This window comes from Sinorhizobium mexicanum (assembly GCF_013488225.1).
Taxonomy (GTDB): Bacteria; Pseudomonadota; Alphaproteobacteria; order Rhizobiales; family Rhizobiaceae; genus Sinorhizobium; species Sinorhizobium mexicanum.
On sequence record NZ_CP041239.1, the window covers coordinates 138,394 to 161,480 of the forward strand.

Consider the following 23,087-nt stretch of genomic DNA (forward strand, 5'->3'; position numbering starts at 1 on the left):
ATGCCGCTGGCCCGCAAGTCCGACAGGGCGCTTTCTCGTCACGAGAGAGATGCCGCATATACAAAGCCAGAAACCGTCGTGCACACGTTACAACCAACGGACACCTGTTTTTTGGCACTCAGCGGGACTTCAGTCCGATTTTCTTGCGAGCGGCAGGTGGCGGCTCTCGCGCTGGTGCCGCAGGTTCTTGCCTAGGCCGGATGCGCGCGCAAGCTGGGAACGATGTTGAGCATAGCTTGGAGCAATCATCGGGTAGTCGGCCGGGAGACCCCACTTCTCACGATATTGCTCCGGAGTGAGGCCGTACTTTGCCATCAGGTGGCGTTTGAGGGACTTGAACTTTTCACCATCCTCCAGGCAGATGATGAAATCGGCTGTTACGGACTTTTTGATCGGAACGGCGGGGCGCTGCTCTTCAACGGCTCGTTCAGCCTGATGTCGCGGAGATGTGCCGCTCAGCGAGGAATACGTCTGTTGGATGAGATCGGACAAATCGCCGGAAGGAACGACATTTCGGCTTAGATAAGCCGCGACGATCCGGCTTGTCAGCTCTAGCTTCCGCTCCTCATTGCTCGAACGTGATTCGCTCAACATCGTCTCCTCTGTTTTCCTGATCAGGCCGCTTCGCTCAACGTGCAGGTATTTCGGTCGGAACGAAGGCGGTGTCGTTGGGGAGGTGTGTTTTTTCGACTGATTTCTGAGCATTTTGGTTTGTGTGTCCTGTTCTGCCGGCCTCATGCGTTGCCAGAGTCTGCCTCGGTTTCTATCCTGATGCATGTCCGCACCCTGCTGGTGGAGCAGCTCTCCGCGGAGCTGGCTTTCCTGAGGTCAGAGATCTACCGGTGGGAAGAGGCCAACCCACCGGTCAAAATGCTGACGGCGTTTGATCGGTACAAGGCTTGATGGGGATGGCCTGGGGGCGCAGGCCGTGGCATGCAGTTGCTCAGGCTTGTTACCGCGATGGTGGTGCCGTCTCGAAAGGTGTGAGGAAGCAACAGCTGCAGCAGGATCACAGTCCTGCTTGCCTCAAGGTTGGAAGACTATGAAAACACCGTGGAAATTGCTTGCCCAATTGATGTCGCGCCGGCCATCGGCGAAGGCGCAAGAAAGTTCGATCGGGAATCACGCCGATCCCAAGGCCATCGAGAGCGAAGTGGAGCATACGTCCGCACTTCTTCCCAAGCCGACGGTAGCTGCGAGCCCACCTGCTCACGATGAGGACGCCTCGGTTGATCCAGGGCCGATCGCATCGGATAAGGCGAAAGGCAATGACGATGTCGCGCCGCCGTTAAAGCCCCCAATCGATGCTGAACAGGCTCAAACACCTGTGTATCATGACGGTGACCATTCGGGAGCCGAAGCGAATTCGGTGTTACCGAAAAGCACGGCAAGCACAAAGTCGCAAAGCAAACCGCGGAACAAGCGTCGAGAACATGGGAAGAGAGCCAACACCCACGTAGCCGTGCAGAGCGCTGTCGCCCCAAAGGATCATCAAAGCGCACAACCCTCGTCCTCACGGGATTTGTTCTTCCATGAAGTGGCAATACTCGACGAAGAAGTCAAAATGCTGAGGACCCAACTCGCTCAAAAGCTTCATCTGCAGAATGTTCAGCTTAAGCAGATGCTTGAGCGATTCAAAGTTTCGTGAGCCTGGCGGCGCGCCCGCGCACTTGCACCATCTTTGCTCTCCGGCAAAGCCGTCGCCGCCACTGAATTGAAGTTCGAGAGCCGGCTGAGCACGTAGCCATCAAGCGAACGCGCTCAGCGTCTGTTCGCCACTGCACGCGCTGCGCCTTAGGACAGCCCAGCGACAATACTCAAGCCCAGGTCGTCGCGAATCCCTGCTTGATAAGCGTTGATCAGCTTTGCGGCGAGCGCTTCAGCTTCTTCAGATTTGCGCGATAAAGATCGCCTTTGCAGCTCTTGCTGGAAGGCCTTTTCTATCATCCGCAACTCGTCAGGCCCAATTGGATCGAAACTCGAGGTTTGAGCTGAATTCATCATTCTCGTCCCTCCGCCACCCGATGCGACGGAGACCATCAGTGCCCCTGCGTTTCAGTGTGATTTGGGCTGCGTCGTGCCGGAGATCGGGCACGCCACCTTCTCGATCGGCGAGGACGAAATGGAAATCGGCATGGGCATCCACGGCGAGCCCGGCATCAGCCGCAAGAAGCTGGCGCCAGCCGACAAGGTCATTGATGAGATGATGGAGCGCATCTTCGCCGAGACGGATTACAGGCAAGGCGACAATGTCGCCGTGCTCGTCAACGGCCTCGGCGGCACGCCGATGGAAGAGCTCTACATTCTGTTCCGTCGTGTCGCGCAGCTTCTCGATCAACGCGGCGTCAAGGTAAAGCACGTTTGGGTCGGCGAATTCGCGACCTCAATGGAAATGGCTGGAGCCTCGGTTTCGGTGCTGCATCTCGACGAGCAGCTCGACCGGCTCGTTGCGGCGCCTGCCAACACGCCGTTCTTCAAGCATTTTGCATCCTGAGGTGAGATGATGGACGCGATAAAGGCTTCCGACCTGATCCGGCTTTTCGAGACCTGGAAGTCGCTTTTTGCCGAACAGCGCGACTTCCTCATCTCGCTCGATGGCAAGGTCGGCGACAGCGACCTCGGCATCACCATGAGCAAGGCGTTTGCCGCGGCCGCCGAGGCGGTTGCGGCCGAGGGCGAGGCGGCGGGCATTTCCAAGCTACTGCGGACGGCAGGGGCGACGATGGCGCGGACTGCGCCGTCGACGATGGGGACGCTGACTGCAACCGGGTTCCTGCGCGCGAGCAAAGCCGTCGAAGGCACGGAGGCGTTGGGGACGGCCGAGCTTGCCGGTTTCTGGCGGGCGTTCCGCGACGGCGTCGCCGAGCGCGGCAAGGCCAAGGTCGGTGACAAGACGCTGCTCGACGTCCTCGATCCGATTGCCGTCACGCTCGAGGCGCAGGCCGAAAGCCGCACATCGCTCGCCGTGGCGCTCTCTGCGACCTCGGCCGCGGCAGAGCGGGCGCTTGAATCGACCAAGTCTATGCTCGCGCAGCACGGCAAGGCGGCTGCCTTCCAGGAAAAGACGATCGGCCTGCAGGATGCGGGAGCGACCGTGGGCTATCTCCTAATTAGGAGAATGGCGGAGTTCGTCACGAAGGAATAGCAGCCCGGGTGCGCAACGCAGCCATTGTTTTTGTGGTCGCGTTGCGGTCCGCGGACCCACGCCGACTTGGAGATTCTAATCCAAATGCAACATTACCGTGTGAAGGTAGGACATTACGCGCGGTCGCGTAAATGCCGTGAAGACCTCGGCGGGCGTGCGGTAACCCAGGCACCTGCGTGGCAGCGCGTTCAGATGATGGAGTGCGCGCCAATGCCAGGTGCACAACGGTCCTGTTTCCAGACCAATTTTCAGAACTGATGGTGCATGTTTGCGAATGGCTTCAGTCAAAGCTTCCGGTGTTGAGGCAACCTTACCGCGCCACATAACAGCGCCTGCTTCATCAAGAACGCATACCGACGTCAAGTCGAGGGACACATCCAGAAGTCGTTGGCTCCGTCGAGCACGAGGGCAGAGCCGGCTTACACAAAGGTCTGGCCCATGCGAACTCCCGTGATCGCACCTCGCTGATCCAGATCGAGTGCAAAATCGAAAAAGCCATCGATCTAGGCGCGTGCCCGGTTGAAACTGTTTTCTGCTCTCAAGTGACCAGGCCGTAGCGCCAGAGCCGGCCCAAGTGAGCGGCAATGTCGGCTCCGAGGTCAGAGTCGTTTGCCATTATTCTTTGTGTTCTCATCCGGCGAGACCATGATTGTCCGTGCGGCGAAGATGTCGCCTGCTGGCGACAAGCAAAGGCACAGTGCGTGGATGTTGCGGCGGTCGGCAAATCTATTGCAAACCGCCACTACGAGACCTGGAACCTCCTAAAGTCCGGCGTCACGTCAGATCGTGAGCGTGCCCTTTTTTGCGCTCTCATAACGCTCGGAGAGCTTCGACCAGTTGACGATGTTCCACCAGGCCTTGAGATAGTCGGCGCGGCGGTTCTGGTATCTGAGATAGTAGGAGTGCTCCCAGACATCGTTCCCGAAGAGAACGCGTTTGCCATCCATCAGCGGCGTGTCTTGGTTAGGCCGCACCTCGATCGCGAGCTTGCCGTCGGCGCTCACGGTTACGAACACCCAGCCGGAACCGAAAACACGGCCACCAGCGGCATTGAAATCCGTCTGGAGCTTTTCGATGCCGCCGAGATCCCGGTCGATCGCCGCGAGAAGCTCGCCGCCTGCCTTGGCGCCGTCGCCGCCCATGATCTGCCAGTACATCGAGTGGTTGACATGTCCGCCCAAATTGTTGCGGACCGTCGTGCGGACATTCTCCGGCACGTCGTTCAGCTTGGCGAGCACGTGCTCCATCGGATGCTCCGCGATCTGGGGCGCCATCTTCGCCGCTTCATTCAGATTATTGACGTAGGCCGCGTGATGCTTGCCGTGGTGCAGCTCCATCGTCTGCGCGTCGATGGCCTTCTCGAGCGCGTTGGTCGCGTAAGGCAAAGCAGGCAGGAGAAACGGCGCACCGTCGACGGCGCTTTTGCTGTTGTCATGTTGCTGCGCAAGGCTAATGCGGGTGCTGGCAACGACGGTTGTCGCTGCAGCGGTGACGGTCAGCAGATTGCGTCGGGTCAGTGCGGTCATGATGTTGATCTCCTTGGTGCCATAATAGATTGGCTGCAACGGTGGTTGGGAGGGGTGAGCACCCGCCGCGGCCGTGCTACGTTACGGTCGAACCGGGGAAAATCCTGCATCCTTCATGGGGCACGTTGCGGCATCGTCGGCGCTTCATCGTGGCCGGCATCAGGTGGTGAACGGCTGGCCTTGATTTTTATTCATTCGGTCCTTGGCGCTGCCAGACAAGCAGTGCGAACCATGGAAAATACCCTTACGCTCTGTTGAAGATGGGTGCGGTGAACGATCCGCGAGTGAACTTATTCGAGCTGGCTACGCGGTAGACCCACCCAGGCCTTTCCGGCAACCGAGAACAGATCCTGCGGCAGATCAAGCTTCTGAATGAAGCGAGTCTCACCGTCATGCTGAGGATGTTATCCAGCGACGCCTGGCCAGCGTCACCTTTCATTGTATTGAACCCGGTCTTCCGCCTCATTTGCAATTTGTGCTGGCCAGTCAATGCGCTGACGATCTGTTCCTCACGAATCTGGCATCACCCCGGTCGTGAATCTCTCCAGAATTGGATATGATCGAAGATCATGCTGATCCTACGAGTAATGGCGTGACGCTCGGATCGGGAATGACCACGATGGAGCTACCGTCGGTCACTGTATCGTAAAGATGGATCACATCCTGATTGAGAAGGCGAATGCAGCCTGAAGATACGGCCTTCCCGATCGAGTTCGCCTGAGGGGTCCCATGCAGACGGTAGAGGGTATCAACACCGTTTTCGTGAATGTAGAGAGCCCGCGCACCAAGCGGATTTCGTAAGCCCGGGTCCATTCCGCCATTGGCGACGCTATAGGGCCTAAGCTCGGGTTGCCGCGCGACCATGGAATCCGGGGGAGTCCAGCGGGGCCATTTGCGTTTGTAGGCAACAACAGCCCGACCGGCCCAGGCAAATCCTTCCCGCCCCACACCGATGCCATATCGAGTCGCTCGTCCTCCCGAATGCACGTGGTAGAGATATTTATTAGGAGTGTCGACTATGAGAGTTCCGGTCTTCTCATCCGTCTCGTAATCGATGTCCTGACGCCAAAAGCGCGGATCGATCTGACTGATGTCAACGGCTGGAACCGGAAACTGTTCGGTCGGCAAAGCGGCGTACATCAACGGTGCCACGGGAGCTGGCTCGGCTAAAATCGCGGTTTGCTCTGGTGATTGGGCGGTCGTCGCACATCCTGCCAGTGCCGTCGCGGTAGACCCGAGAACGATCGCACGCCTCGTGAATTTGCGGGATTGATGCTCAGTGATAGGATCATCTTTGTTGGTGAAATATCGGCATTACATTGTCCCCCTCATGTTGGCGGAAGCGGTTGTCGGCAAACACGCACCGCGAGGGCCCAGCCCCCAATCAGGAGTAGAATACCGAGCAGAAAATGGATTTCGCGAAAGGCGGTCTCGCCGAGCTTGAATTGCAGCGCATCGACCAAGAACTGGACAAAAAATGCGAGGCTCAACCACTTCGGGGTAATGCCTTGCCGTTCGGTGAGAGTCGCTACAATGCCGCACAGGAATGCTAGGGTAGCAGCCGTTCGCGCTCCAGCACCGTGGATCGGAAAAGCGGAATGAAAGCCGTTCAGAAATAGTATTGCCAGGAGCGGCTGAAGGCAAAGTGCAACCGCGTTTGCAGTTGCCAGTATTACCAGGGCGGTTCGCCAGCGCGACGGAATGTTGGCCCGGGACATCAGATGTTCCTTGTGCTTATTTTGGGGGGCTTGGGGTTGATCGATAGGAGGCCGCCCCGGCGCGAGGCGGCCTCGGCGGACCAACTGTCCGCGCTGCTTCGGCGGGGAGGGGGAAAACACCGAAGCCAGCAACGCGCCGTGGCGCGTAGTCCGCTTAGTCGAGGGGAACGACTTCGCTGCCGACGGGAGGAAGCTACCATCGACCGCCGCCACTTTGAATTATACTCGAGTTTGACGGAGGGATACTTTCGTCGGGGTTCACGACTCAGCCTATACCCGTCCGCGATACCGAGGGGGCTCTGTTGTGCCCGAATTGAAGAACCCGAGGTCAATCTATCCATCAGGCCCCTCAATCCATGATGAAGGAGGTCGAAGACCGTGGATCGGTTGAAGACGATGGAGGTTTTCGTAAGGTGGTGGTCGGCTGGAAGCCTTTCTAAGGCCGCCGCGACGCTTTCTGCGCCTTCTTCGGTCACATGGCGCTCAACCGGCTCGAAAAGCACCTGGGCGTCAGGCGGGCCCCATTAGCGAGGAAACGCCGCCGCAGGAGAGCGCGGCAGCAATTAAGACGCTTGAGAAACTGACGCTCGAAACGCGGGGCCTGTCTGGGAACGGGCTGCTCTATGGTCAGGGCACTGGCTCGGATGGACCGAATGGCACGATAACGCTCCACGTAGACGATGCCGCCGACGTCGCGCTGCGGGCTGCCCAGCGACTGGTGATAGGTAGCTTCAATATCGTCGGCGATGGCGGACCAGTATCCAATGCAAAGGCGAGATCCGGCTTGGGCTGGTTTCCCAAATATGGGATGCGGGCGCTCAGCCACTGACTGCCAGATTTCGGGCATTCCGAACTGAAGATCATGCAGGCGGCAACCGACAATCGATCTGTTGCGCGAAGAAAGCCAAACTTGCGACCTCCCTCCGGTTGATCCGCACGTTCAATCCAACCCTTCGATTAGCATGACGCGACGTACGGCGGGACGAGACATTATCCTGCCCATTAGCCGTGTCCAAGCGCGCCAACGACCAGCCATTGAAAACCCGATCCGCTCTCCCCAAAGCCAGAACACAAGAAGATAGATGTCTGCAATGCTGTATCCTGATCGAACCGCCCACTCTCGTTGATCCGAAAGCCGTTCCTCGATCCGGTCGAAATGCTCTTCAGTCGTCCACCAGCCTTTGGTGACCACCTCGCGATAAGTGTTCGGATCGAGGACAAAGCGATCCGGGTGCCACACCTGCTCGAACGCCACCCCTGACACCTGAATGGATAACCAATTCAGCCATTCCAGGCATTGCGCCTCTTCATACGGATCACGAGGAATTAGTTTAGCCTCCGGATGGTTCCGGGCCAGGAAGACGAGGATGGCTGAAGTTTCAGTCAAAAACCCCGGCTCACCATTCCTTCTATCGGCGATCGCGAGACCACTGCGTATGTTTGCGTCGGCGAGCGCGTTCTGCGACGTAATCTTATTGAGAGCGTCAGCCTTATAAGGCAACCCAATTTCTTCCAATACGACGCGTGCCGCAAACAGCTCGGAGCCTTTGGCGTAGAGGAGATGATACATCTGCCGTAACCTTTGAATGCAAGATGACTCTCACTGGCTCCCGGCCCCAGCCTTCGGACGCATTTGGCAAAATTCCGCTAGAAGAGCGGTCTGATAGCCATCTCGGCTCCGAGCAGGAACAAAAGGACAAGAAATCCGCGACGGAAGGCCACTGCGCCTATCCGATCGCGAATGATTTGACCCGCCCACATCCCAGCCAGAGAGGGGATGACGGCGAGTACGGAAAGCGTCATCCGATCAAGCTGAAATGCACCCTGCGCACCGATACCAGCGGCCAGCGCGATGGTAGAAATCGTGAACGACAACCCAAGCGCTTGGATCAGATCGTCCTTCAAGAGGCCAAGCGCCTGAAGATAGGGTACCGCCGGAAGGGTAAAAACACCGGTCACACCCGTGATCAGGCCAGTTGCCGCGCCGATAAATGGCGACATCCAGCGTTCAATTTTCATAGGAACGCTTAGTTGACGCGCAAACAAGGTGTAGAGCGAATAGAGGGCAAGCGCGTATCCCAGTGCGGCCGTTGTAAGGACGGTGTCGCCGCTCGCCATGAATGACGAACCGAGCACCGTACCGGCGATAATGGCGAGCATCATTGGCCAAAGCCTTCGCAGAATGGAGCTAAAGCTAGGTCCGGCGAAGAGCTGCCACGCATTGGTAACGAAGGACGGAACAATCAGCAAGGTCGCTGCCGCGAGCGGTGAAATGAGGGAGCCGAGCACAGCCATGGCCACCGTGGGAAGACCCATGCCCGTAACGCCCTTGACGATACCGGCGACGAAAAAGGTTACGGCGATGGTGGCAACCATTGAAATAGATACGTCTGACATGCGTCCCGAATATCAATTGCTGCCCCTTTGACAATGCGGATTTTCCGACGCCTGACCTCGGCTAGACCGAAGGCTGATTCAACGCTACCTTCGTCCGGTGCGCTTCGACCTGACCGATCTTCGCCTCTTCCTAGCCGTGGTGGATGCCGGAAGCATCACCCACGGCGCGTCGGATGTCGGCCTGTCCCTTCCAGCCGCGAGTGAACGGCTCCGCGACATGGAGATCGATGGCGAGGTTAAGCTGTTGGAGCGAGGCCGGCGTGGCGTAGTACCGACGGAAGCTGGTGAAGCGCTTGCTCATCATGCACGCACTATCATGCATCAGATGTCGCAGATGCGTGATGAGATTGGGCATTACGCGAAAGGATTGCGCGCTAATGTGCGCGTCCTTGCCAACACAGCTGCGACCGCAGAGATTTTACCTATCCGGCTTGCCCCCTGGTTGGCTGCACGTCCGCACGTCGATGTCGAATTGCGGGAACGCGAAAGCGCCGAGATCGCCAGGAGCATTTCCGCCGGGTTTGCCGAGATAGGCATACTGTCAAGTGCCGTCGAAACGGGTAGCCTCATCTTACGACCGTTCGCTATCGACCGTCTCGTCGTCGTTGCTGCGCGTGATCACCCTCTTTCCCAAACACCGCGTATTCGCTTTGCCGATGCGCTTGAATACCATTTTATTTCCCTGATTGGAGGTGCCTTGCAGGACCATATCGATGCGCAGGCGGCAAAACTGGGAACCAAGCTCAAATCGCGGATATCGCTTCGTAGCTTCGATGGCATTTGCCGTATGGCCGGTGAAGGCGTGGGCATCGGTCTCGTGCCGGAAACGGCGGCGCGGCGATATAAAAGAGTAACGCAGATTGGCATCCTTCCGCTTCAGGACGCTTGGGCGACACGGCGGCTCTCGATCTGTGCACGCAGCGAGAAAGAGCTGACACCGCTCGCGCTTGACCTCTTCCAGCATCTGGCGGCGGAAGAGCAACCGGAAGACCGCTAGGTCAGGCCTTCCTGTTCGAGGTCCGGCTCATGGCCGGACACTCAATTGCGTTTTCATGAGGCGAGACCGGCGGGGCCTACCGATCCTCGGGCTCCTCCACGGAGATCGCCCCATTCGAAGATCGGTCGACGCGACCGATCCCATCAGCTTCATGAGGTTGCAACCGGACAGCGTTCAGATCGAGCCGGCCGGGGTCACGGCCGGAAAGTCCTTCTCGGGATCGAACACGTTGTTGAAAAAGTTCGTCAGGGAGTACATGGCCACCAGCGCGACGATTTCCATCACGTTCGCGTCCGTGTAGCCGGCATCGCGGACCGCTTTCACATCGGCGTCACCGACCTGCCCTCGGGTCTCGATGACCTTGCGCGCGAACTGGACGGCGGCGTCCCGCTTCGGGTCGCTGGCATGGCCCTTCCGAGCGAGAATGATCTCATCGGCCGGCAGCTTGGCCATATGCTCGGCCGTAAAGCTGTGAACCGTCAGGCAGTAGTCGCAGCCATTCACTTCAGAGACGGCGAGGCCGATGCTGTCACGCGTCTTCACGTCGAGCGCCTTGCTCAAGGAGCCGAGCAGGGTGGCCCATGCGTTGAACGCGATCGGGCTCTGCGCGAAGGTCGCCATCATATTTGGGGTGAACCCGATGTTCCTGGTGAACGCATCGAGGGTCGGTTTCGATTCAGCCGGCACCTGTTCCGGCGTCAAGGCTACAGCTCTTGCCATCATATTCTCCTTAAGTTGTTGAATTGAAAAAAGGATTATGCGAAGTCCAGCACATCGGCCACCGGCAGGCGCGGCTTCTGCGGCCAGTTTCCGGCGCGCTCGGGCCCCACGGTCAGCAGCATGACCGGCACTTCGTCCTCGGCCAGGCCGAACTCGCTGTGCACGGCCTCTGCGTCGAAACCGATCATCGGCGTCGAACCCAGGCCCAGCGAGCGGGCCGCATAGATGATCGCGGCGGTGCCAAACGTTGCGGTGCGCACCGCCTCGTCGCGCTGCCGCTGCGGTTGGTCGTCATAGAGCCTGCGAGCGGGGATTTCCCATTCCGGCACCAGGTGCGCCGGCATGATGCCGGCTTCCACCACCGGCGCCAGGCGCTCGGGGACGGTGCTGGCATCGGCCAACCGGCCGATGATGATGAAGGTAACGGCCGCATCGGTGATCGCTGGCTGGTTCCAGGCGATCGGCAGTAACCGGGCTTTGGTCTCAGGCGTGCGGACGGCGATGAAGCGCCAGTTCTGCAGGTGAAAGGATGTCGGCGCGGACGTGCCGATCCGCACCAGGTCGCGGATCTGATCGTCGCTCAGAGCCGCGGTGGGGTCGTAGTACTTGGCGGCACTGCGGCTCAGAATGGTTTCGATGACCGCGTTCGTCGGCGTCTGCGTGGCCGCATGGGAAGGTTGGGGCGCAAGAGCGATCCCGCTCGTGTCGGTCCGCGCATAGAGTTCGGCGGCTGCGGCGCTTGCCGGTTCGTTGGCGGCGATGCTGATGTAGTTCATCGGGTGTCTCCTCATCAAGTGATTACGGAGCCCAATTTACGGTCATCAATGCAAATATCGAGACCTTATCGTCTCAATTGAATGCGCGAAAGGATCAAATTGACGGGCATGACCCTCAGGTCGCGCGTCTAGCCGCCATTGTGCGCCAGTCGGCGCCATTCCCCCGGCGTCATCCCCATCCGCTCGGTGAACACACGCCGGAATGCCGAAACAGATTGATACCCAACCGTCTCGGCTACAGCCTCGATGCGATCGCTAGCTTTTTCGACCCGTTGGCTGCCAGACTCATGTGGAGATCGGTCAACAGGTCGAGGGCTGAGCAACCCAGTCTGTCTTGAAAGCGCCGCACGAAGGTACCGCGCGACATGCCGCACTAGGTCGCAAAATCAGGCAGTTTCCAGGACTGCGTTGGATCGGCGCCCGCAATGGCTAAAGCCAGCCGCGGATGGCCGGCTAGGGCCGCTCGCCGCACGTAGCACCAGTGCAATGTCGACTGGAATACGGCTCGTGGGAGAAACTGGGTGCGCCAGTTTCGATTGGGCGGCGCCGTGCATGACCTAGCTATGCGGTCCTCTCCATTTCCGGGATCAGTTGCAGCTCACCATGAGTGCTATCTCCGATTTCTTGAGGTCGAAGGAGGTCTGCATCTTCATCCAGATCCGAAGCGGAATCACGGGAATAGTGACGACGCGTGTGAGAAAAATCCGTCGAGCGCGCGGGCGAGAATCCCTGTTATTGCTGCCATTTCGATGTAGGTGGCGAGGATGACCAATCCCAGCATCGAAATCGCAGATGCGGTTTCGATCACAGAAATGCCTTCGCTCTGGAGGGGCACCTTCCCGGTCTCAGGAACATGAAAGCGTCGGCCACCGCTATTCGGTACGTTGTTGTTTGCAGGGCGTAGCAGACGAGGCGGACGACGATATCTAAGCCGGCTTTTCTCGCATATTCCAGGATAGGTGTCGCAGATGGATGTGCGCATCGGAGGTGTCCATGACCGAATTTGACCTTAGGCAATTGTGGGGGACACGTCTGGATCGTCCGTTCCCGGGGGAACTGTCGCGGCCGTCCGTGCCCTTGATACAACACAAACTGGCATTCGCTAGTCGACCTGGACCGATCGCCTCGGCTGTAACCGTACGCCGTCAATTCCCGGGCGCGAGCTGGCAGGAGTGGTCCCCGGCCTAGGTTATGGCTCAAGGGGGCCGTCGGTCCGACAGCGGGTGTTCGGCCTCACAGACTGGACACGCGACGGCACGCTGGCGGAGTATATCGCCGTCGAGGCGCGCAATCTCGCGCCTTTGCCGGGCGATGTCGAGTTCACGGTAGGCGCGCGAGCGTGGTGATCCCGGGCCTGACTGCGTGTTCGAGTACTGCCGCATTCAGACGGGGCAGAGTGTCCTCGTTCACGGCGCGGCCGGCGCTGTGGGTTCGATGGTGACGCAACTCGCGCGGGCGACCGCACCGTCTCGACCCTCGACGATGCCGTCGTCGCCTTCAACCCACCGAGAGGGTCAGGGGAAGACGATCATCCAAAAAAAGCACCAAGACTAAGCAAAAAGTGAAATCAGAGCTCGATCGATCTGCGAAGAGCGCTGCTGGCCGTACATATGCGAAAGGGCATCAGCACTGCGATTGGCACCGGCGTACTCGTTCCTGGCGCACGCTGCCCTCGTGGCCGGACTTGGCGTCCCCAGCTTGGTGTCGGCCCCGGCGTCGTAAAAACGGCATACGAAAAGCCGCCGGCTGCTCAGTTCATCGTCGGATCGCGCGCAGCCTGAACCCGTGTTGCGGATCGACCCGCGAACATCGCTCGGACGGAACAGCCGCCCCGATCCCGGCTCCTTCCTTGAGAGGTATCTTGAGATGACGGCAGGGCCGTCGATCTTCCAGATGGGTGTACCCACGCAGGAAATCTTTTCCGCAAGTCTTTCGCAAGAATCCGCTCGCGGGCAGTCTGTGCGGAATCGGCCAACCCTCGGTGCGAAACGGCTGGTGGCATTCGTCGCTACGCCATCACCGCGCGTGGTATAACAATCGTCTATCGACTCTATGGCGAGAGGTGATTTCCCTTTTTTGCGTCCCGGAGCGAGTCTGCCCGACATCATCGCACCGACGGCTTCAAGTAGGGAAGTCGGCGCGGCGGCCAGGATGGCAGATCGCAGACCAGGAGGTCGACATGCAAGTCGCAGAGGCAAACAGACATTCCGCATGCCTCCCGGAGGGCAGTCCCATAATCGGCGTCATCTCTAGGTGTCCTATTCTGCGACGGATTAAATATCAGGCGCAAATGCGATTCAAAACTCGGGAATATGGCAACAAATCCTTTGCGCAAGGTCTGGGGGCAGGCTGCCAAGTCTTCTGAAGCTTACGTGATGAAGTTGAGGTGTAAGAAAAGCGATATGAATCAGTTCCCCCAGATCGGCGAGCGGATTACCGACAAATCAGCGCCGCCCGATGACAGTACTGTCCGCGACTGGATTGGGCCGGATGCGTTCGAGCACTGGGCCGAGCTGCGGAACTGGATCGAGGCATTCTACCCCGGTATTTTCGCGCCGGATTGGCTCTATGGTGGCAAGAAGCGCGGTTGGTCCCTGCGCTACAAGAAGTCCAAGGCATTCTGTACCTTCCTGCCCGGATACAGGCTGCTTTCGGTCGTGGTGGTCTTGGGGGCAGCAGAGCGAGAGAAGTTTGAGGAGCGGCGTTATGCCTGGCGTTCGCAGTTGGTCAAGCTCTACGATGAAGCCAAAACATACCCTGACGGGAAATGGCTGACAATTGCGATCTCATCCGCAGACGATCGGCATGATGTGACGGAGCTTTTGAGTATGAAGCGCGCACCGTCACGCGGTGGAATGTCACGCAAATCCTGACTTTGCACGTTGCAAAAACCTACGATTCAATTCGTGGATGACGGGAACCGTGACGTTGCGCAATGGTTCTCGACTCGCAAAAAATGGCCTGTATGGCTCCTGTGTCTGCCTCAACACCAAGACTTTGAGCGGACAGTGGTGGGACGGTCGGGATCGGCGATCAACACGCCGACGCGGCTAGGATAGTTGCGCTCGATGCCGCGATGCGTGGGGGAAGGTGCCGTATAGCGATGGCATCTGATGGCAGCTCTAGGCATCTCCGCGCGGAAACAGCCGGCGAAGTTCGGCTGCGTCCAAGCCCTATTAATTGGGCGCGACTCTCCGTCTCGGGGACCGCGCGTGGTCTGAAGAGTTTCTTTCCTGGCTTCTTAGCCGGACGCTCCTGGAAAGAACCGTGCGCCTCCTCGCGGCGCATCGAAACGATGATCAGCGTCGTCCGGCGACAGACGAAAGAGAGTAAATCGTGAAGATCGTCGTAATCGGCATCGATGAATTCGGCATCGATGAATATTGCAATCGCCTGGTTCTTGATACGGTGGCCATGAAGACGAACGCGCCCCGCTTCTACAAACGCGACGGGTTGATTGACGCCGTGATTGGGTTCGTGAAGCCATCGGGATCGTTCGCATGAACATCCTCCATATTGATTGCAGCCCGCGTCCAGAATCGCACAGCCGCCAGCTTTCGGCGGCGATCGTCGAAAAACTCTTCGAGGTTGCGCCCGGCGCAAGCATCAGCCGGCGAGACTTTGCCGCGGCCCCCTTGCCGCATGCCGCGCCCGATTACGCCACCACCCTGTCGTCGCCGGCCACTTTGGCAGCCCCGCTGAGCGGCGCGCTTGATCTTTCTGAAGTGCTTATTCGGGAAGTCGAGGCGGCCGATGTGATCGTCATCGGAACGCCCATGCACAACCTCACGGTTCCGTCGGTCCTCAAGGCCTGGATCGACCAAATCTTGCGCGCCGGTCGCACCTTCATGTCGACGCCGGCCGGGAAGATGGGAATGCTGCGCGACCGTGCGGTGTTTATCGGCATTGCTTCCGGTGGCGTATTTACCGGCGATCGAGCCAACCAGCCCGATTTTCTCACGCCGTATCTGTCTGCCGTGCTGGGCTCCATTGGTCTGAAAACCCTTCAATTCTTCCCATTGCAGGCCACCGCGTTTCTCGACCGGGACCAAGCCACATTAGCGAGGGAGAAAGCGCTCGCGAGGATCGACCTGACGGCCATGGCGAGGGCCCACGTCCGGCGGCTGTGAAAGGAGAGTAAACCATGAAGATCGTCGTGATCGGTGGCGCTGGCCTGATTGGCTCGAAGACCGTCGCCGGTACCCCCTACACGATCATACGCTCGACGCAGTCCCTGGAATTCCTCGGCAGCATCGCCGATGTGAGTATGGAAGCGTCGCCACTCCTTCCCCGAGCCCAGTTCAACCTATCGCGGACAACATTGCTGTCGTCGTCGGCGAAGCGGCGTTCGCTAATCCGCGGAGCGGGATCGTCGTGTCTCGGCCACCTCGATCTCGAAGAGTGGTTACGTCTCGCGCATCATCGCCACCACCTGCGTCGCCTTGGCCCGATGTCTGGCCCTGTTTCCGCCCAGGATAGAAAAGAGGAAATCATCGAAAAGAAGTTCGCGGCGGCCATTCCCAATTCCCCGGTAAATCGCTGATTGCCGTGGAAGTCAATTTACGGACCGGGCGCAGCCTCCCCCATCCCACACCGACGCGAAGCGGCTTTCGTCTACGCCTATGTGATCTCGGGTGCGATCGAGTCGACGGTGAACGATGTGAGACGCGCGTCTGTCGAGCAGTCGAGAGCTGGTCCGAAGTATCGGGGGGCGCTCTATAACCGCAACGCAAGCAAAACGGAGCCGGCGAAGCTACTCGCCTTCTTAGTCGTCGACACGAATGACAAAGCGTAGCCACGCCCGTCAAATATCCTTCAAGGCGGGAGCAACGTGACCAAACGTCCGGACTATAATCGCATCGCGCCAGGAGCGCCAAGGCCCGGGACGATGCGCTCCTCGATGGCTAAACGCCGACTGTACGGGACGCACGCGCACATTGTTTACGGGTAACGATACCTCGCGCTTATCGAATGCATGTCCAAAGGGAATTTCTAATTTCGTCGCCAGCGTCCGATCCTGAAGTCTGCTGGGTCGGTGGAACGAGCGACCGCCTCGACGTTGGATGACGCCGTTGCGCTGGGCCATCGTACAGCGCGCGGGCAAGAGAGGAGACGCTCGATGAAACTACCGAGGACCGACGGCACGCTCACGTACCGATCCCCGAGGATCGCGCCCACCGCTTGTAGGATTGGCCATGATGGCAACAATTGAAACGCTTCGGCGGGTCCTGCGCACTTCGGGTGGCCAACCCATCCTCAAGATGCAATTCGCGGAGCAACGAACTTCTCTTGCCCTCGATCTTCTTTCGCTGGGAAGCCGCGCGGCACTGGGGGTCTCGTTCCTGTTGTCGGTCAGCGACCGGCTTGGGTTCTACGGCGCTCCAGACGAGCGCGGAGTTTCCTGGGGAACATTCGAGCAATTTTTGGGCTACACCGCCAAGGTAAATGCGTTCGCGCCGGCATGGATGATACCGTTTCTCGGCACCGCCGCGACGGTGCTTGAGCTCCTCTTTGGTGTTACGTTGGTATTGGGACTCGCGCTGCGGTGGGCGGCTTTCGGCAGCGCGGGCCTGCTCTTCCTGTTCGGCTCAGCCATGGCGATCTCGTTCGGGATCAAGTCGCCATTCGATTACTCTGTATTCGCCGCGCTGTGCAGCGCCCTATTTCTGGGTCTCGTCGGCTCGAATCGATGGACCGTCGGCTCTCTCCTCTAGTTGAAAGGTCAGCAAGAACTGTAAGCGATATCAGAACGATCGTCACACCCGCTGCTAGCCAACTGATCAACGGATGCAAAAAAAGCAGATCGCTAGATAAACCTGGCATCCAGGGCAGGTCGAAAAGAGCGATCGGGCTTTGGCCGGAGAGGAAGTTCCTGATTTGATCTGCTTCCTGCGCTGGCTTCGGGACATCGCCGTTGATCTTGATCTTCAACGGTGCGCCAGCAACCACTGCGAGCACGCGGCTCGAAAATTGAAGCGTCGACGATTGCAGCCATTCGCGAAACGACGTGTCCGCGAACAATCTCCAACAGCCCGGACATGATGTAGACGCCGCCAAACAAAACACACAGGGCGACCAGCATGGACGCGCTACGGCTTGGAATGATCCGGTTATATAGCTCACGCATGAATAGAGGGTCGACCGCCGTTAAAATATTGAAACGGGTCTGATCCGACGGAAGAAATGTTCCCGTTCTGCGCTCTTCATCGGGAACCGCCCCACGCCGCTGGCGCGTTTCCGCGACTGCTTCAAACGTCGGACCTCATTGACTTGAAGCCTGTCGAAAGAGCTGAGAGATCGTCCCCGACGGTGATGAAAGCCGGACCGAGATCGAGCGCTGTTTCGCGGAGCCTTCGGTTTGCTCCCGCGAGGGCCCATCTCTTGCCAGCCTTGGATGCGAGCATCGCTATCTGTCTGAGGTCAGCGAGGTCGGCGTCCGTAGCCGCGAATGCACCGCGTCTTCGAGCCACGGAAAGGTCGGCGGGTCCCACGAACAACCCATCGACGCAGGGGAGGGCGGCAATAGCCGCAGCTTCGTCGAAGGCCGTCGCGGTCTCGATCATTGCATAACACAGGCGTTGAGTATTCTCCTTCTCGAAGAAACTGTCGGTCGCCCCTGCGTAGCTTTGCGTCCGGCCATATCCGACGCCGCGTGTGCCGCGAGGCGCGAATTTCGCGTATTCGCTCACTTCCTTGGCATGCGCCAGGTCTCGAAGCTGCGGCACGACGATCGCATCCGCCCCGATGTCCAATGCATGCTGGACGTTCGGTCGCGTCCCATCGGCGAGGCGAACGCAGGCGGCGAGGCCGATCGCCTGGCAGAAGGGCAGCAGACGGTCCAGCGCCGCGAGATCGAGAATGCCATGCTCCATGTCGAAGAGGACCAGGTCGAAACCAGCAAGGCGCGCGAGCTCACAGGCTTTCTGATTGTCACTTTCCAACCAAAAGCCGATCGCAGGCTGTTGAGCAGTCGTCATGAGGAAATCCGTTCTTGAGTTTGTGGAGTTAGGCGATGCTCTTGCGGACGTGGGCTGCCAGCGCCTTGGCAACGGTCTCAAAGCCCTTGTCGCGGAAATAAATCACAACGTCGGCATCGGAGAGGCGAGGCAAACCGGAGTCGCTGCCGAGCACGCGCAGTCCTTCGGTCACTTCGGTCTTGCCCATCACGGTCACGCCAATGCCGGCGATCACGGAGGCTCGGATCCCCGCCATCGTGCTGCTGTTGCAGACGGTCGTATAGGATTGCTCGGTCGAGGAAAGGGCCCGGATCGCGGCCTTGCGATAAAAACAAGGATCGGGGAGCGTCACCAAAGGCACCGGTTGCCGCATCGGGCTCGGCACCGCGTTCGATGCGACCCAGACCAATTGCTCGGACCAGAGAGGGATCGAATTCGGGACCTCCGCTTCGGCGGCGATGACGATAATGTCCAATCTGCCCTGCAGCATTTCGATCATCAGGCTGTTGCTGAGCTTGACCTGGACCTGAAGGTTGGCTTCGGGAAACACTTTCGAGAAGGAATGAAGAACGGCCGGGAGACGGTAGTTGCCGAGCTCTTCGAGGATGCCGAGCCGCACGAAAGTCTTGATGCTGGGCAGCGTTACCCGGGCGATCGCCTCGTCGTGGAGCGCGATGATCTGGCGCGCATATTCCATCAGCGTCATTCCCACCGGCGTCAGCGGCGCTCCGCGAGCTGCAGTCCGCTCGAACACCTGCCCCCCAACACGCTCTTCCAGCCGTTTGATCTGCAAGCTGATCGCCGGCTGGCTGCGGCCGAGGATTTCGGCGGCCTGCGAAAACCCTCCGGCCTGGTGGACGGTGGCAAAGGCGCGCAGCAAATCGATATCCAGATCGCCCGACATTCGTATTTCAATTTCCTATGGAGATCATAAGAACAATAAATTTGCAAAATAGAGTAGCCGTTATTAGTTTGCCAATCAAGATGCGTGGGAGGACGCAATGGAAACCGCAAAAGCCTCGAGGGGACTCGGTGCGCAGGGGCAATTAGCTTGCCTGCTGCTTCCGCCGCTGCTGACGCTCATCATTCTCTTCGTTGCGCCAATTTCACTGATGGCCATCTACGGCTTCTGGGCGACGGACGAGAACTACCTGATCCAGCAGTCGCTGCAGCTGACCCAGTACAAGAGAATCGCCGGCGATCCGCTCTATCTCGGAACGCTTGCCTCGTCTGCCGGCATGGCCCTTTTGACCACTGTCGGCTCGCTGGCCCTGGCCCTGCCTCTCGCCTACTACATCGTCCGCTTCGTCACGCCGCGCTGGCGTGTGCTGCTGGTGCTGGCATTGATCGTGCCCGGCTGGGTGAGTGTGCTTATCCGCACCTATTCGTGGAATCTGGTGATCGGCGAAGCCGGGCTGATGAACTGGCTGCTGCTGTCGGCCGGCCTGATCGATGAGCCGATCAAGCTGCTCTTCACCAAGACGTCGGTCGTCATCGGCCTCATCTATATCTACCTGCCTTATATGCTGGTGCCAATCTATGCCTCGATCGAACGGCTCGACAATTCCGTCCTCGAGGCCGCGGAGAATCTCGGTGCGGACCCGTTCCGGCGTTTCCTCTATGTCACTCTGCCGCTGATCGCCCCCGGCATCGTCGCCGGTTGCGTCATCACCTTCATCCCGGCGGTCGGCGAATACGTCGTCCCGAACATGCTCGGCGGACTCAAGGGCATGATGTACGGCAACTTGATCACCACGGCCTTCTCCAATTTCGACTGGCCCTTTGGTTCGGCGCTCTCGATGGTTCTTCTGGCGAGCATTCTAGCCTGCCTGCTGATTGTCGGCCGCTTTCTTGATGTCAACCGCAGCATGCTCGGACATGAGTGAGGGCGAACGATGACACGTTGGGTTCTCGGAACATTCACGCTCTTCGTCTACGCGATGGTCTATCTGCCGATCGCCTTGGTGGTGATTACCAGCTTCAACCAGGATACGATCACCACGCTGCCGATCGAGCGCCTGGACACGCGCTGGTATGCGGAACTCTTCAACGACACGAAGACGCTACAGTCGCTCTGGACAAGCCTTCAAGTCGGGGTCGTTTCGACCGCCTTCGCGACCGTGCTCGGCCTGCTGTCGGCGCTAGCCATCGTGCGGCACAATTTTCGCGGCAAGAGCCTCTTCATGCTTTTGACCGTGATGCCGATGCTGGCGCCGGGCATCATCATGGGCGTCTCGCTTCTTCTGTTCGCCCGCTACGTCGGCTTCCAGACGGGGTTCGTCGCCGTCCTGCTCGGGCACATCCTTTTGTCGCTGCCCTACTGCACCTTCATCCTCATCTCCAGCCTGGCGCGCTTCGATCGCTCGCTGGAGGAGGCGGCCCGCGGCCTCGGCGCCGGTGAGTTCTCGGTGCTGTGGCGCGTCACGCTGCCGGGCATCATGCCGGGTATCATCGGCGCAGCTCTTTTCGCCTTCACGATTTCTATCGGCGAGTTCGTCGTCAGCTTCTTCCTGACATCGGCTGGCACGACGACATTGCCCATCCGGATCTACTCGATCGTCAAGGTGGGCATCACCCCCGAGATCAACGCCGTATCCACGCTCATTCTTGCGGCAACGCTTCTCTTGAGCGCGACGGCACTGCGTCTCACCTGGTCCAAACGCAACTAGCATCAATGGGAGGAATGGATGAATAGGCGTCAACTGCTCGCGGCAACGGCCGCAGTCATAACGATCGGCCTCACGGCCAGCGCAAGCTGGGCGGCGGATAAGAAGATCGGTGGCGAAATCAATGTGTTGAGTTGGGGTAACTACATCGACTTCGCGTTGCCAGCCTTCGAGGAGAAGTATGGCGTGAAGGTCAACATCGACTACTACGCCGATGAAAAAGAGGCGATGAACAAGATTCGCGCTGCCGGCCTCGGCACCTACGACGTCGTGTTCCTCGGCGTCGGTTACGAGGAAGTGGCGAGGAAGCAGCAACTGATCGATGTGCTCGACGTCTCAAAGCTCGAAAATTTCAAGGACATGTATGCGCCGTTCCAGAAGCCGAAGACCGACGGCACGCACGTTCACGTGACCTATTCGTGGGGCGCCAACGGCCTGATTGCCTATGATCCGGCCAAGACCGGCGGCCCCATCAAGTCATGGGCGGACGTCTATTCCGGGAAATTCAGAGGGCGCATCGGCAAGATCGACAAGGCGAACGAGCAGGCTTATCGGACGGTTTTTCAGGCCGGCTTCAAATACGGCGAGTTGAGCGACGAGCAATGGCAGGCAATTGCCAAGACGCTCGAGACCGACATGCCGCATGTCAGGACCGTCTATCAGCACTATGACGAAATGGCCCAGCTTCTCGCCGCCGGAGAAATCTGGATCGCCGACACGGACGATGGCGGTTTCCGACAGGCCAAAGCCAAGGGGCTCAACATCGAGCTCGTCTATCCGGAAGAGGGTTTCATCGCCTGGTATGACGGCCCGTGCCTCGTCAGCCAGGCGCCGCATCCCGAAGCGGCCTACGCTTTCATCGACCACATGATCTCACCGGAAGTGCAGGCGCAGCTCGCCAAGGAGCTTGGCTATGCACCTGCCAATCCGAAGGCGGCCGCACTGATGGACCCGGCGCTCAAGGCGAGCCTCGGCCTCGATCAGGCGGAGGCCAATCTTTCGCGGGTTGAGTTCCAGCGCTCGCTGGGCGCTGCCTATGAGACGAAAGCAACTGACGTCTGGCAGAAGGCCAAGGCACAGGTTCAGTAACAAGCGCGCGGTTGGATGGATTGTCGTCCAGCCGCCACCACTCGGGTGGGAAAACAGTGACCCTCAAGCTTCAAGATATCGAAAAATCCTTTGGCAGCTTCCACGCCGTCAAGGGGGTAAGCTTCTCGCTGGCGCAGGGCGAGGTGCTGAGCCTGCTCGGGCCATCCGGTTGCGGCAAGACGACGACCTTGCGGATGATTGCCGGCTTCGAGCAGCCGACGGCGGGCACGATCCTGCTTGCCGGGCGCGACATCACGCACACGGCGGCAAGGCATCGCAATATCGGCATGGTCTTCCAATCCTATGCCCTGTTCCCGCATATGAGCGTCGCCGACAACGTTGCCTTTGGTCTGCGCATGCGCGGTATGGCGCGTGCCGAGCGTGACGATCGCGTCAGGACGGCGCTCGAAATCGTGCGGATGAGCAAGTTCGCCGAGCGTTCGCCGAAGCAGCTCTCGGGCGGTCAGCAGCAGCGCGTAGCTTTGGCGCGGGCGCTGGCCATCCGACCGGACATCCTGCTTCTGGACGAGCCGCTTTCGGCGCTCGATCTGAAGCTGCGTGAAGAGATGCGCGACGAGATCAATCGCATCGTCCGCGAACTGAAGATCACCACCGTATTCGTCACCCATGACCAGAGCGAAGCGCTCGTCCTTTCGGATTATGTCGCAGTGATGAACGGCGGGATCGTCGAACAGCTCGATACGCCGACGCGCCTCTATCGCAATCCGGAGACGGCGTTCGTCGCCGATTTCATCGGCGGCGCCAATGTCATCAAGGGGGCCGTGGCAGCCGACAAGTTCAACGCTGGAGGCGACATCGTCATTCCGCTGCCCTGCAGCGCCGATGCGGCCGCCAAGGCCATCGCCATCCGGCCCGAGGATATCCGCCTGTCGACGCCGTCGGCCGCAGCCGGGCTCTCCGGTGTCGTCGAGCTCAGTCGCTTCCTCGGTGGCACGACCGAATATGTCGTAAGGGTTTCCCCGGCGGTTGCGCTCACGGTTCGCAACGAAAGCTATCAACCATTCAAGAATGGCGACCGGGTCGGTCTTCAGGTCCAGCCTGAGCGGATCGTCTGCCTGCGCACGAACTGAGTGATC

At 59.3% G+C, this 23,087-nt stretch carries 25 protein-coding genes and 3 pseudogenes; 15 read left to right on the plus strand and 13 right to left on the minus strand.

The genetic code is table 11. The features are described 5' to 3' along the window. Window positions 1-129: 129 nt before the first annotated feature. Window positions 130-591, minus strand: a complete 462-nt coding sequence (locus FKV68_RS20720; protein WP_180941864.1) for a Ros/MucR family transcriptional regulator — start codon at window positions 589-591, stop codon at window positions 130-132. Between the two features lie 204 nt (window positions 592-795). Between FKV68_RS20720 and FKV68_RS33780 the strand changes: the two are divergent. Both FKV68_RS33780 and FKV68_RS20725 read left to right on the plus strand, forming a co-directional pair. Beyond that, window positions 796-903: pseudogene (locus FKV68_RS33780) on the plus strand (3'-5' exonuclease); the annotation flags it as partial. Between the two features lie 139 nt (window positions 904-1,042). Next, window positions 1,043-1,648 (plus strand): hypothetical protein, encoded by a 606-nt coding sequence (locus FKV68_RS20725; protein ID WP_180941865.1) that lies wholly within the window; start codon window positions 1,043-1,045, stop codon window positions 1,646-1,648. Between the two features lie 146 nt (window positions 1,649-1,794). Here FKV68_RS20725 and FKV68_RS20730 read toward each other — a convergent pair whose 3' ends face one another. Beyond that, entirely contained in the window at window positions 1,795-2,004 is a 210-nt protein-coding gene (locus FKV68_RS20730) for a hypothetical protein (protein WP_180941866.1), read from the minus strand. 73 nt (window positions 2,005-2,077) lie between these two features. Between FKV68_RS20730 and FKV68_RS20735 the strand changes: the two genes are divergently transcribed. Continuing rightward, window positions 2,078-2,494 (plus strand): dihydroxyacetone kinase subunit DhaK, encoded by a 417-nt coding sequence (locus FKV68_RS20735; protein WP_246452661.1) that lies wholly within the window; start codon window positions 2,078-2,080, stop codon window positions 2,492-2,494. 9 nt (window positions 2,495-2,503) lie between these two features. Beyond that, window positions 2,504-3,145 carry a dihydroxyacetone kinase family protein gene (locus FKV68_RS20740; RefSeq protein WP_180941937.1) on the plus strand — a complete coding sequence of 214 codons (642 nt, stop codon included), beginning with the start codon at window positions 2,504-2,506 and terminating at the stop codon, window positions 3,143-3,145. A 779-nt stretch (window positions 3,146-3,924) separates the two neighbouring features. Here the strand turns inward: FKV68_RS20740 and FKV68_RS20745 are convergent. The 5 genes from FKV68_RS20745 to FKV68_RS20765 all read right to left on the minus strand — a co-directional run bounded on the left by FKV68_RS20745 (window position 3,925) and on the right by FKV68_RS20765 (window position 8,786). After that, window positions 3,925-4,671 (minus strand): superoxide dismutase, encoded by a 747-nt coding sequence (locus FKV68_RS20745; protein WP_180941867.1) that lies wholly within the window; start codon window positions 4,669-4,671, stop codon window positions 3,925-3,927. A 567-nt stretch (window positions 4,672-5,238) separates the two neighbouring features. Next, window positions 5,239-5,955 (minus strand): L,D-transpeptidase, encoded by a 717-nt coding sequence (locus FKV68_RS20750; protein ID WP_180941938.1) that lies wholly within the window; start codon window positions 5,953-5,955, stop codon window positions 5,239-5,241. A gap of 44 nt (window positions 5,956-5,999) precedes the next feature. Continuing rightward, window positions 6,000-6,389 (minus strand): hypothetical protein, encoded by a 390-nt coding sequence (locus FKV68_RS20755; protein ID WP_180941868.1) that lies wholly within the window; start codon window positions 6,387-6,389, stop codon window positions 6,000-6,002. Window positions 6,390-7,329: 940 nt separating this feature from the next. After that, on the minus strand, window positions 7,330-7,959 hold the full coding sequence (locus FKV68_RS20760; RefSeq protein WP_180941869.1) for a glutathione S-transferase family protein: 630 nt from the start codon (window positions 7,957-7,959) through the stop codon (window positions 7,330-7,332). 77 nt (window positions 7,960-8,036) lie between these two features. Further along, window positions 8,037-8,786, minus strand: coding sequence for a sulfite exporter TauE/SafE family protein (locus FKV68_RS20765; RefSeq protein ID WP_180941870.1), 750 nt, complete (start codon window positions 8,784-8,786; stop codon window positions 8,037-8,039). Between the two features lie 97 nt (window positions 8,787-8,883). Here FKV68_RS20765 and FKV68_RS20770 point away from each other — a divergent pair, with 97 nt between their 5' ends. Continuing rightward, on the plus strand, window positions 8,884-9,783 hold the full coding sequence (locus tag FKV68_RS20770; protein ID WP_180941871.1) for a LysR family transcriptional regulator: 900 nt from the start codon (window positions 8,884-8,886) through the stop codon (window positions 9,781-9,783). 174 nt (window positions 9,784-9,957) lie between these two features. Here the strand turns inward: FKV68_RS20770 and FKV68_RS20775 are convergent, their stop codons facing one another. The 4 genes and pseudogenes from FKV68_RS20775 to FKV68_RS20790 form a co-directional block, all read right to left on the minus strand. Further along, window positions 9,958-10,503, minus strand: a complete 546-nt coding sequence (locus FKV68_RS20775) for a carboxymuconolactone decarboxylase family protein (protein WP_180941872.1) — start codon at window positions 10,501-10,503, stop codon at window positions 9,958-9,960. A 35-nt stretch (window positions 10,504-10,538) separates the two neighbouring features. After that, the gene (locus FKV68_RS20780; protein WP_245181769.1) at window positions 10,539-11,279 is read right to left on the minus strand and encodes a nitroreductase family protein; all 741 of its coding nucleotides are present in this window, start codon (window positions 11,277-11,279) and stop codon (window positions 10,539-10,541) included. A 128-nt stretch (window positions 11,280-11,407) separates the two neighbouring features. After that, a pseudogene (locus FKV68_RS20785) lies at window positions 11,408-11,739 on the minus strand (helix-turn-helix transcriptional regulator); the annotation flags it as partial. A gap of 210 nt (window positions 11,740-11,949) precedes the next feature. Continuing rightward, window positions 11,950-12,261: a hypothetical protein gene (locus FKV68_RS20790; RefSeq protein ID WP_180941873.1), complete on the minus strand. Its 312-nt coding sequence runs from the start codon at window positions 12,259-12,261 to the stop codon at window positions 11,950-11,952. 124 nt (window positions 12,262-12,385) lie between these two features. Between FKV68_RS20790 and FKV68_RS20795 the strand changes: the two are divergent. The 6 genes and pseudogenes from FKV68_RS20795 to FKV68_RS20820 all read left to right on the plus strand — a co-directional run. Next, a pseudogene (locus FKV68_RS20795) lies at window positions 12,386-12,734 on the plus strand (MDR/zinc-dependent alcohol dehydrogenase-like family protein); the annotation flags it as partial. Between the two features lie 947 nt (window positions 12,735-13,681). Continuing rightward, window positions 13,682-14,152, plus strand: coding sequence for a DUF3788 domain-containing protein (locus FKV68_RS20800; RefSeq protein WP_180941874.1), 471 nt, complete (start codon window positions 13,682-13,684; stop codon window positions 14,150-14,152). 463 nt (window positions 14,153-14,615) lie between these two features. Continuing rightward, window positions 14,616-14,783, plus strand: coding sequence for a hypothetical protein (locus tag FKV68_RS20805; RefSeq protein ID WP_180941875.1), 168 nt, complete (start codon window positions 14,616-14,618; stop codon window positions 14,781-14,783). After that, window positions 14,780-15,409 (plus strand): FMN-dependent NADH-azoreductase, encoded by a 630-nt coding sequence (locus tag FKV68_RS20810; RefSeq protein WP_180941876.1) that lies wholly within the window; start codon window positions 14,780-14,782, stop codon window positions 15,407-15,409. Before FKV68_RS20805 ends, FKV68_RS20810 begins: the two co-directional genes overlap by 4 nt. Before the next feature lie 14 nt (window positions 15,410-15,423). Further along, entirely contained in the window at window positions 15,424-15,822 is a 399-nt protein-coding gene (locus FKV68_RS33185) for a hypothetical protein (RefSeq protein WP_245181768.1), read from the plus strand. A 655-nt stretch (window positions 15,823-16,477) separates the two neighbouring features. Continuing rightward, on the plus strand, window positions 16,478-16,993 hold the full coding sequence (locus FKV68_RS20820; protein ID WP_209647327.1) for a hypothetical protein: 516 nt from the start codon (window positions 16,478-16,480) through the stop codon (window positions 16,991-16,993). Between the two features lie 534 nt (window positions 16,994-17,527). On the opposite strand, the gene FKV68_RS20825 is transcribed toward FKV68_RS20820, so the two are convergent. Together FKV68_RS20825 and FKV68_RS20830 are read right to left on the minus strand one after the other, a co-directional pair. Then, the gene (locus FKV68_RS20825; protein WP_180941877.1) at window positions 17,528-18,256 is read right to left on the minus strand and encodes an aldolase/citrate lyase family protein; all 729 of its coding nucleotides are present in this window, start codon (window positions 18,254-18,256) and stop codon (window positions 17,528-17,530) included. Window positions 18,257-18,284: 28 nt separating this feature from the next. Continuing rightward, window positions 18,285-19,139: a LysR substrate-binding domain-containing protein gene (locus FKV68_RS20830; protein WP_180941878.1), complete on the minus strand. Its 855-nt coding sequence runs from the start codon at window positions 19,137-19,139 to the stop codon at window positions 18,285-18,287. A gap of 97 nt (window positions 19,140-19,236) precedes the next feature. On the opposite strand from FKV68_RS20830, the gene FKV68_RS20835 reads away from it, so the two are divergent. Genes FKV68_RS20835 through FKV68_RS20850 form a run of 4 tightly spaced genes read left to right on the plus strand, consistent with a single transcriptional unit; the run spans window position 19,237 to window position 23,081 of the window. Beyond that, window positions 19,237-20,121 (plus strand): ABC transporter permease, encoded by an 885-nt coding sequence (locus FKV68_RS20835; protein ID WP_180941879.1) that lies wholly within the window; start codon window positions 19,237-19,239, stop codon window positions 20,119-20,121. 9 nt (window positions 20,122-20,130) lie between these two features. Continuing rightward, on the plus strand, window positions 20,131-20,904 hold the full coding sequence (locus tag FKV68_RS20840) for an ABC transporter permease (protein ID WP_180941880.1): 774 nt from the start codon (window positions 20,131-20,133) through the stop codon (window positions 20,902-20,904). Between the two features lie 18 nt (window positions 20,905-20,922). Then, window positions 20,923-21,990 (plus strand): ABC transporter substrate-binding protein, encoded by a 1,068-nt coding sequence (locus FKV68_RS20845; protein ID WP_180941881.1) that lies wholly within the window; start codon window positions 20,923-20,925, stop codon window positions 21,988-21,990. A 56-nt stretch (window positions 21,991-22,046) separates the two neighbouring features. Then, a complete protein-coding gene (locus FKV68_RS20850; RefSeq protein WP_180941882.1) occupies window positions 22,047-23,081 on the plus strand; it encodes an ABC transporter ATP-binding protein in 1,035 nt (344 codons plus the stop codon). Window positions 23,082-23,087: the final 6 nt, after the last annotated feature.

Excerpts from the sequence above, each read along its gene's own strand:
- FKV68_RS20725 (WP_180941865.1), top strand. The coding sequence starts at position 1,043 with ATGAAAACACCGTGGAAATTGCTTGCCCAATTGATGTCGCGCCGGCCA.
- FKV68_RS20730 (WP_180941866.1), bottom strand. The coding sequence starts at position 2,004 with ATGATGAATTCAGCTCAAACCTCGAGTTTCGATCCAATTGGGCCTGAC.
- FKV68_RS20740 (WP_180941937.1), top strand. The coding sequence starts at position 2,504 with ATGGACGCGATAAAGGCTTCCGACCTGATCCGGCTTTTCGAGACCTGG.
- FKV68_RS20745 (WP_180941867.1), bottom strand. The coding sequence starts at position 4,671 with ATGACCGCACTGACCCGACGCAATCTGCTGACCGTCACCGCTGCAGCG.
- FKV68_RS20755 (WP_180941868.1), bottom strand. The coding sequence starts at position 6,389 with ATGTCCCGGGCCAACATTCCGTCGCGCTGGCGAACCGCCCTGGTAATA.
- FKV68_RS20760 (WP_180941869.1), bottom strand. The coding sequence starts at position 7,959 with ATGTATCATCTCCTCTACGCCAAAGGCTCCGAGCTGTTTGCGGCACGC.
- FKV68_RS20765 (WP_180941870.1), bottom strand. The coding sequence starts at position 8,786 with ATGTCAGACGTATCTATTTCAATGGTTGCCACCATCGCCGTAACCTTT.
- FKV68_RS20775 (WP_180941872.1), bottom strand. The coding sequence starts at position 10,503 with ATGGCAAGAGCTGTAGCCTTGACGCCGGAACAGGTGCCGGCTGAATCG.
- FKV68_RS20780 (WP_245181769.1), bottom strand. The coding sequence starts at position 11,279 with ATGAACTACATCAGCATCGCCGCCAACGAACCGGCAAGCGCCGCAGCC.
- FKV68_RS20790 (WP_180941873.1), bottom strand. The coding sequence starts at position 12,261 with ATGCGCACATCCATCTGCGACACCTATCCTGGAATATGCGAGAAAAGC.
- FKV68_RS20800 (WP_180941874.1), top strand. The coding sequence starts at position 13,682 with ATGAATCAGTTCCCCCAGATCGGCGAGCGGATTACCGACAAATCAGCG.
- FKV68_RS20810 (WP_180941876.1), top strand. The coding sequence starts at position 14,780 with ATGAACATCCTCCATATTGATTGCAGCCCGCGTCCAGAATCGCACAGC.
- FKV68_RS33185 (WP_245181768.1), top strand. The coding sequence starts at position 15,424 with ATGAAGATCGTCGTGATCGGTGGCGCTGGCCTGATTGGCTCGAAGACC.
- FKV68_RS20820 (WP_209647327.1), top strand. The coding sequence starts at position 16,478 with ATGGCAACAATTGAAACGCTTCGGCGGGTCCTGCGCACTTCGGGTGGC.
- FKV68_RS20825 (WP_180941877.1), bottom strand. The coding sequence starts at position 18,256 with ATGACGACTGCTCAACAGCCTGCGATCGGCTTTTGGTTGGAAAGTGAC.
- FKV68_RS20830 (WP_180941878.1), bottom strand. The coding sequence starts at position 19,139 with ATGTCGGGCGATCTGGATATCGATTTGCTGCGCGCCTTTGCCACCGTC.
- FKV68_RS20835 (WP_180941879.1), top strand. The coding sequence starts at position 19,237 with ATGGAAACCGCAAAAGCCTCGAGGGGACTCGGTGCGCAGGGGCAATTA.
- FKV68_RS20840 (WP_180941880.1), top strand. The coding sequence starts at position 20,131 with ATGACACGTTGGGTTCTCGGAACATTCACGCTCTTCGTCTACGCGATG.
- FKV68_RS20845 (WP_180941881.1), top strand. The coding sequence starts at position 20,923 with ATGAATAGGCGTCAACTGCTCGCGGCAACGGCCGCAGTCATAACGATC.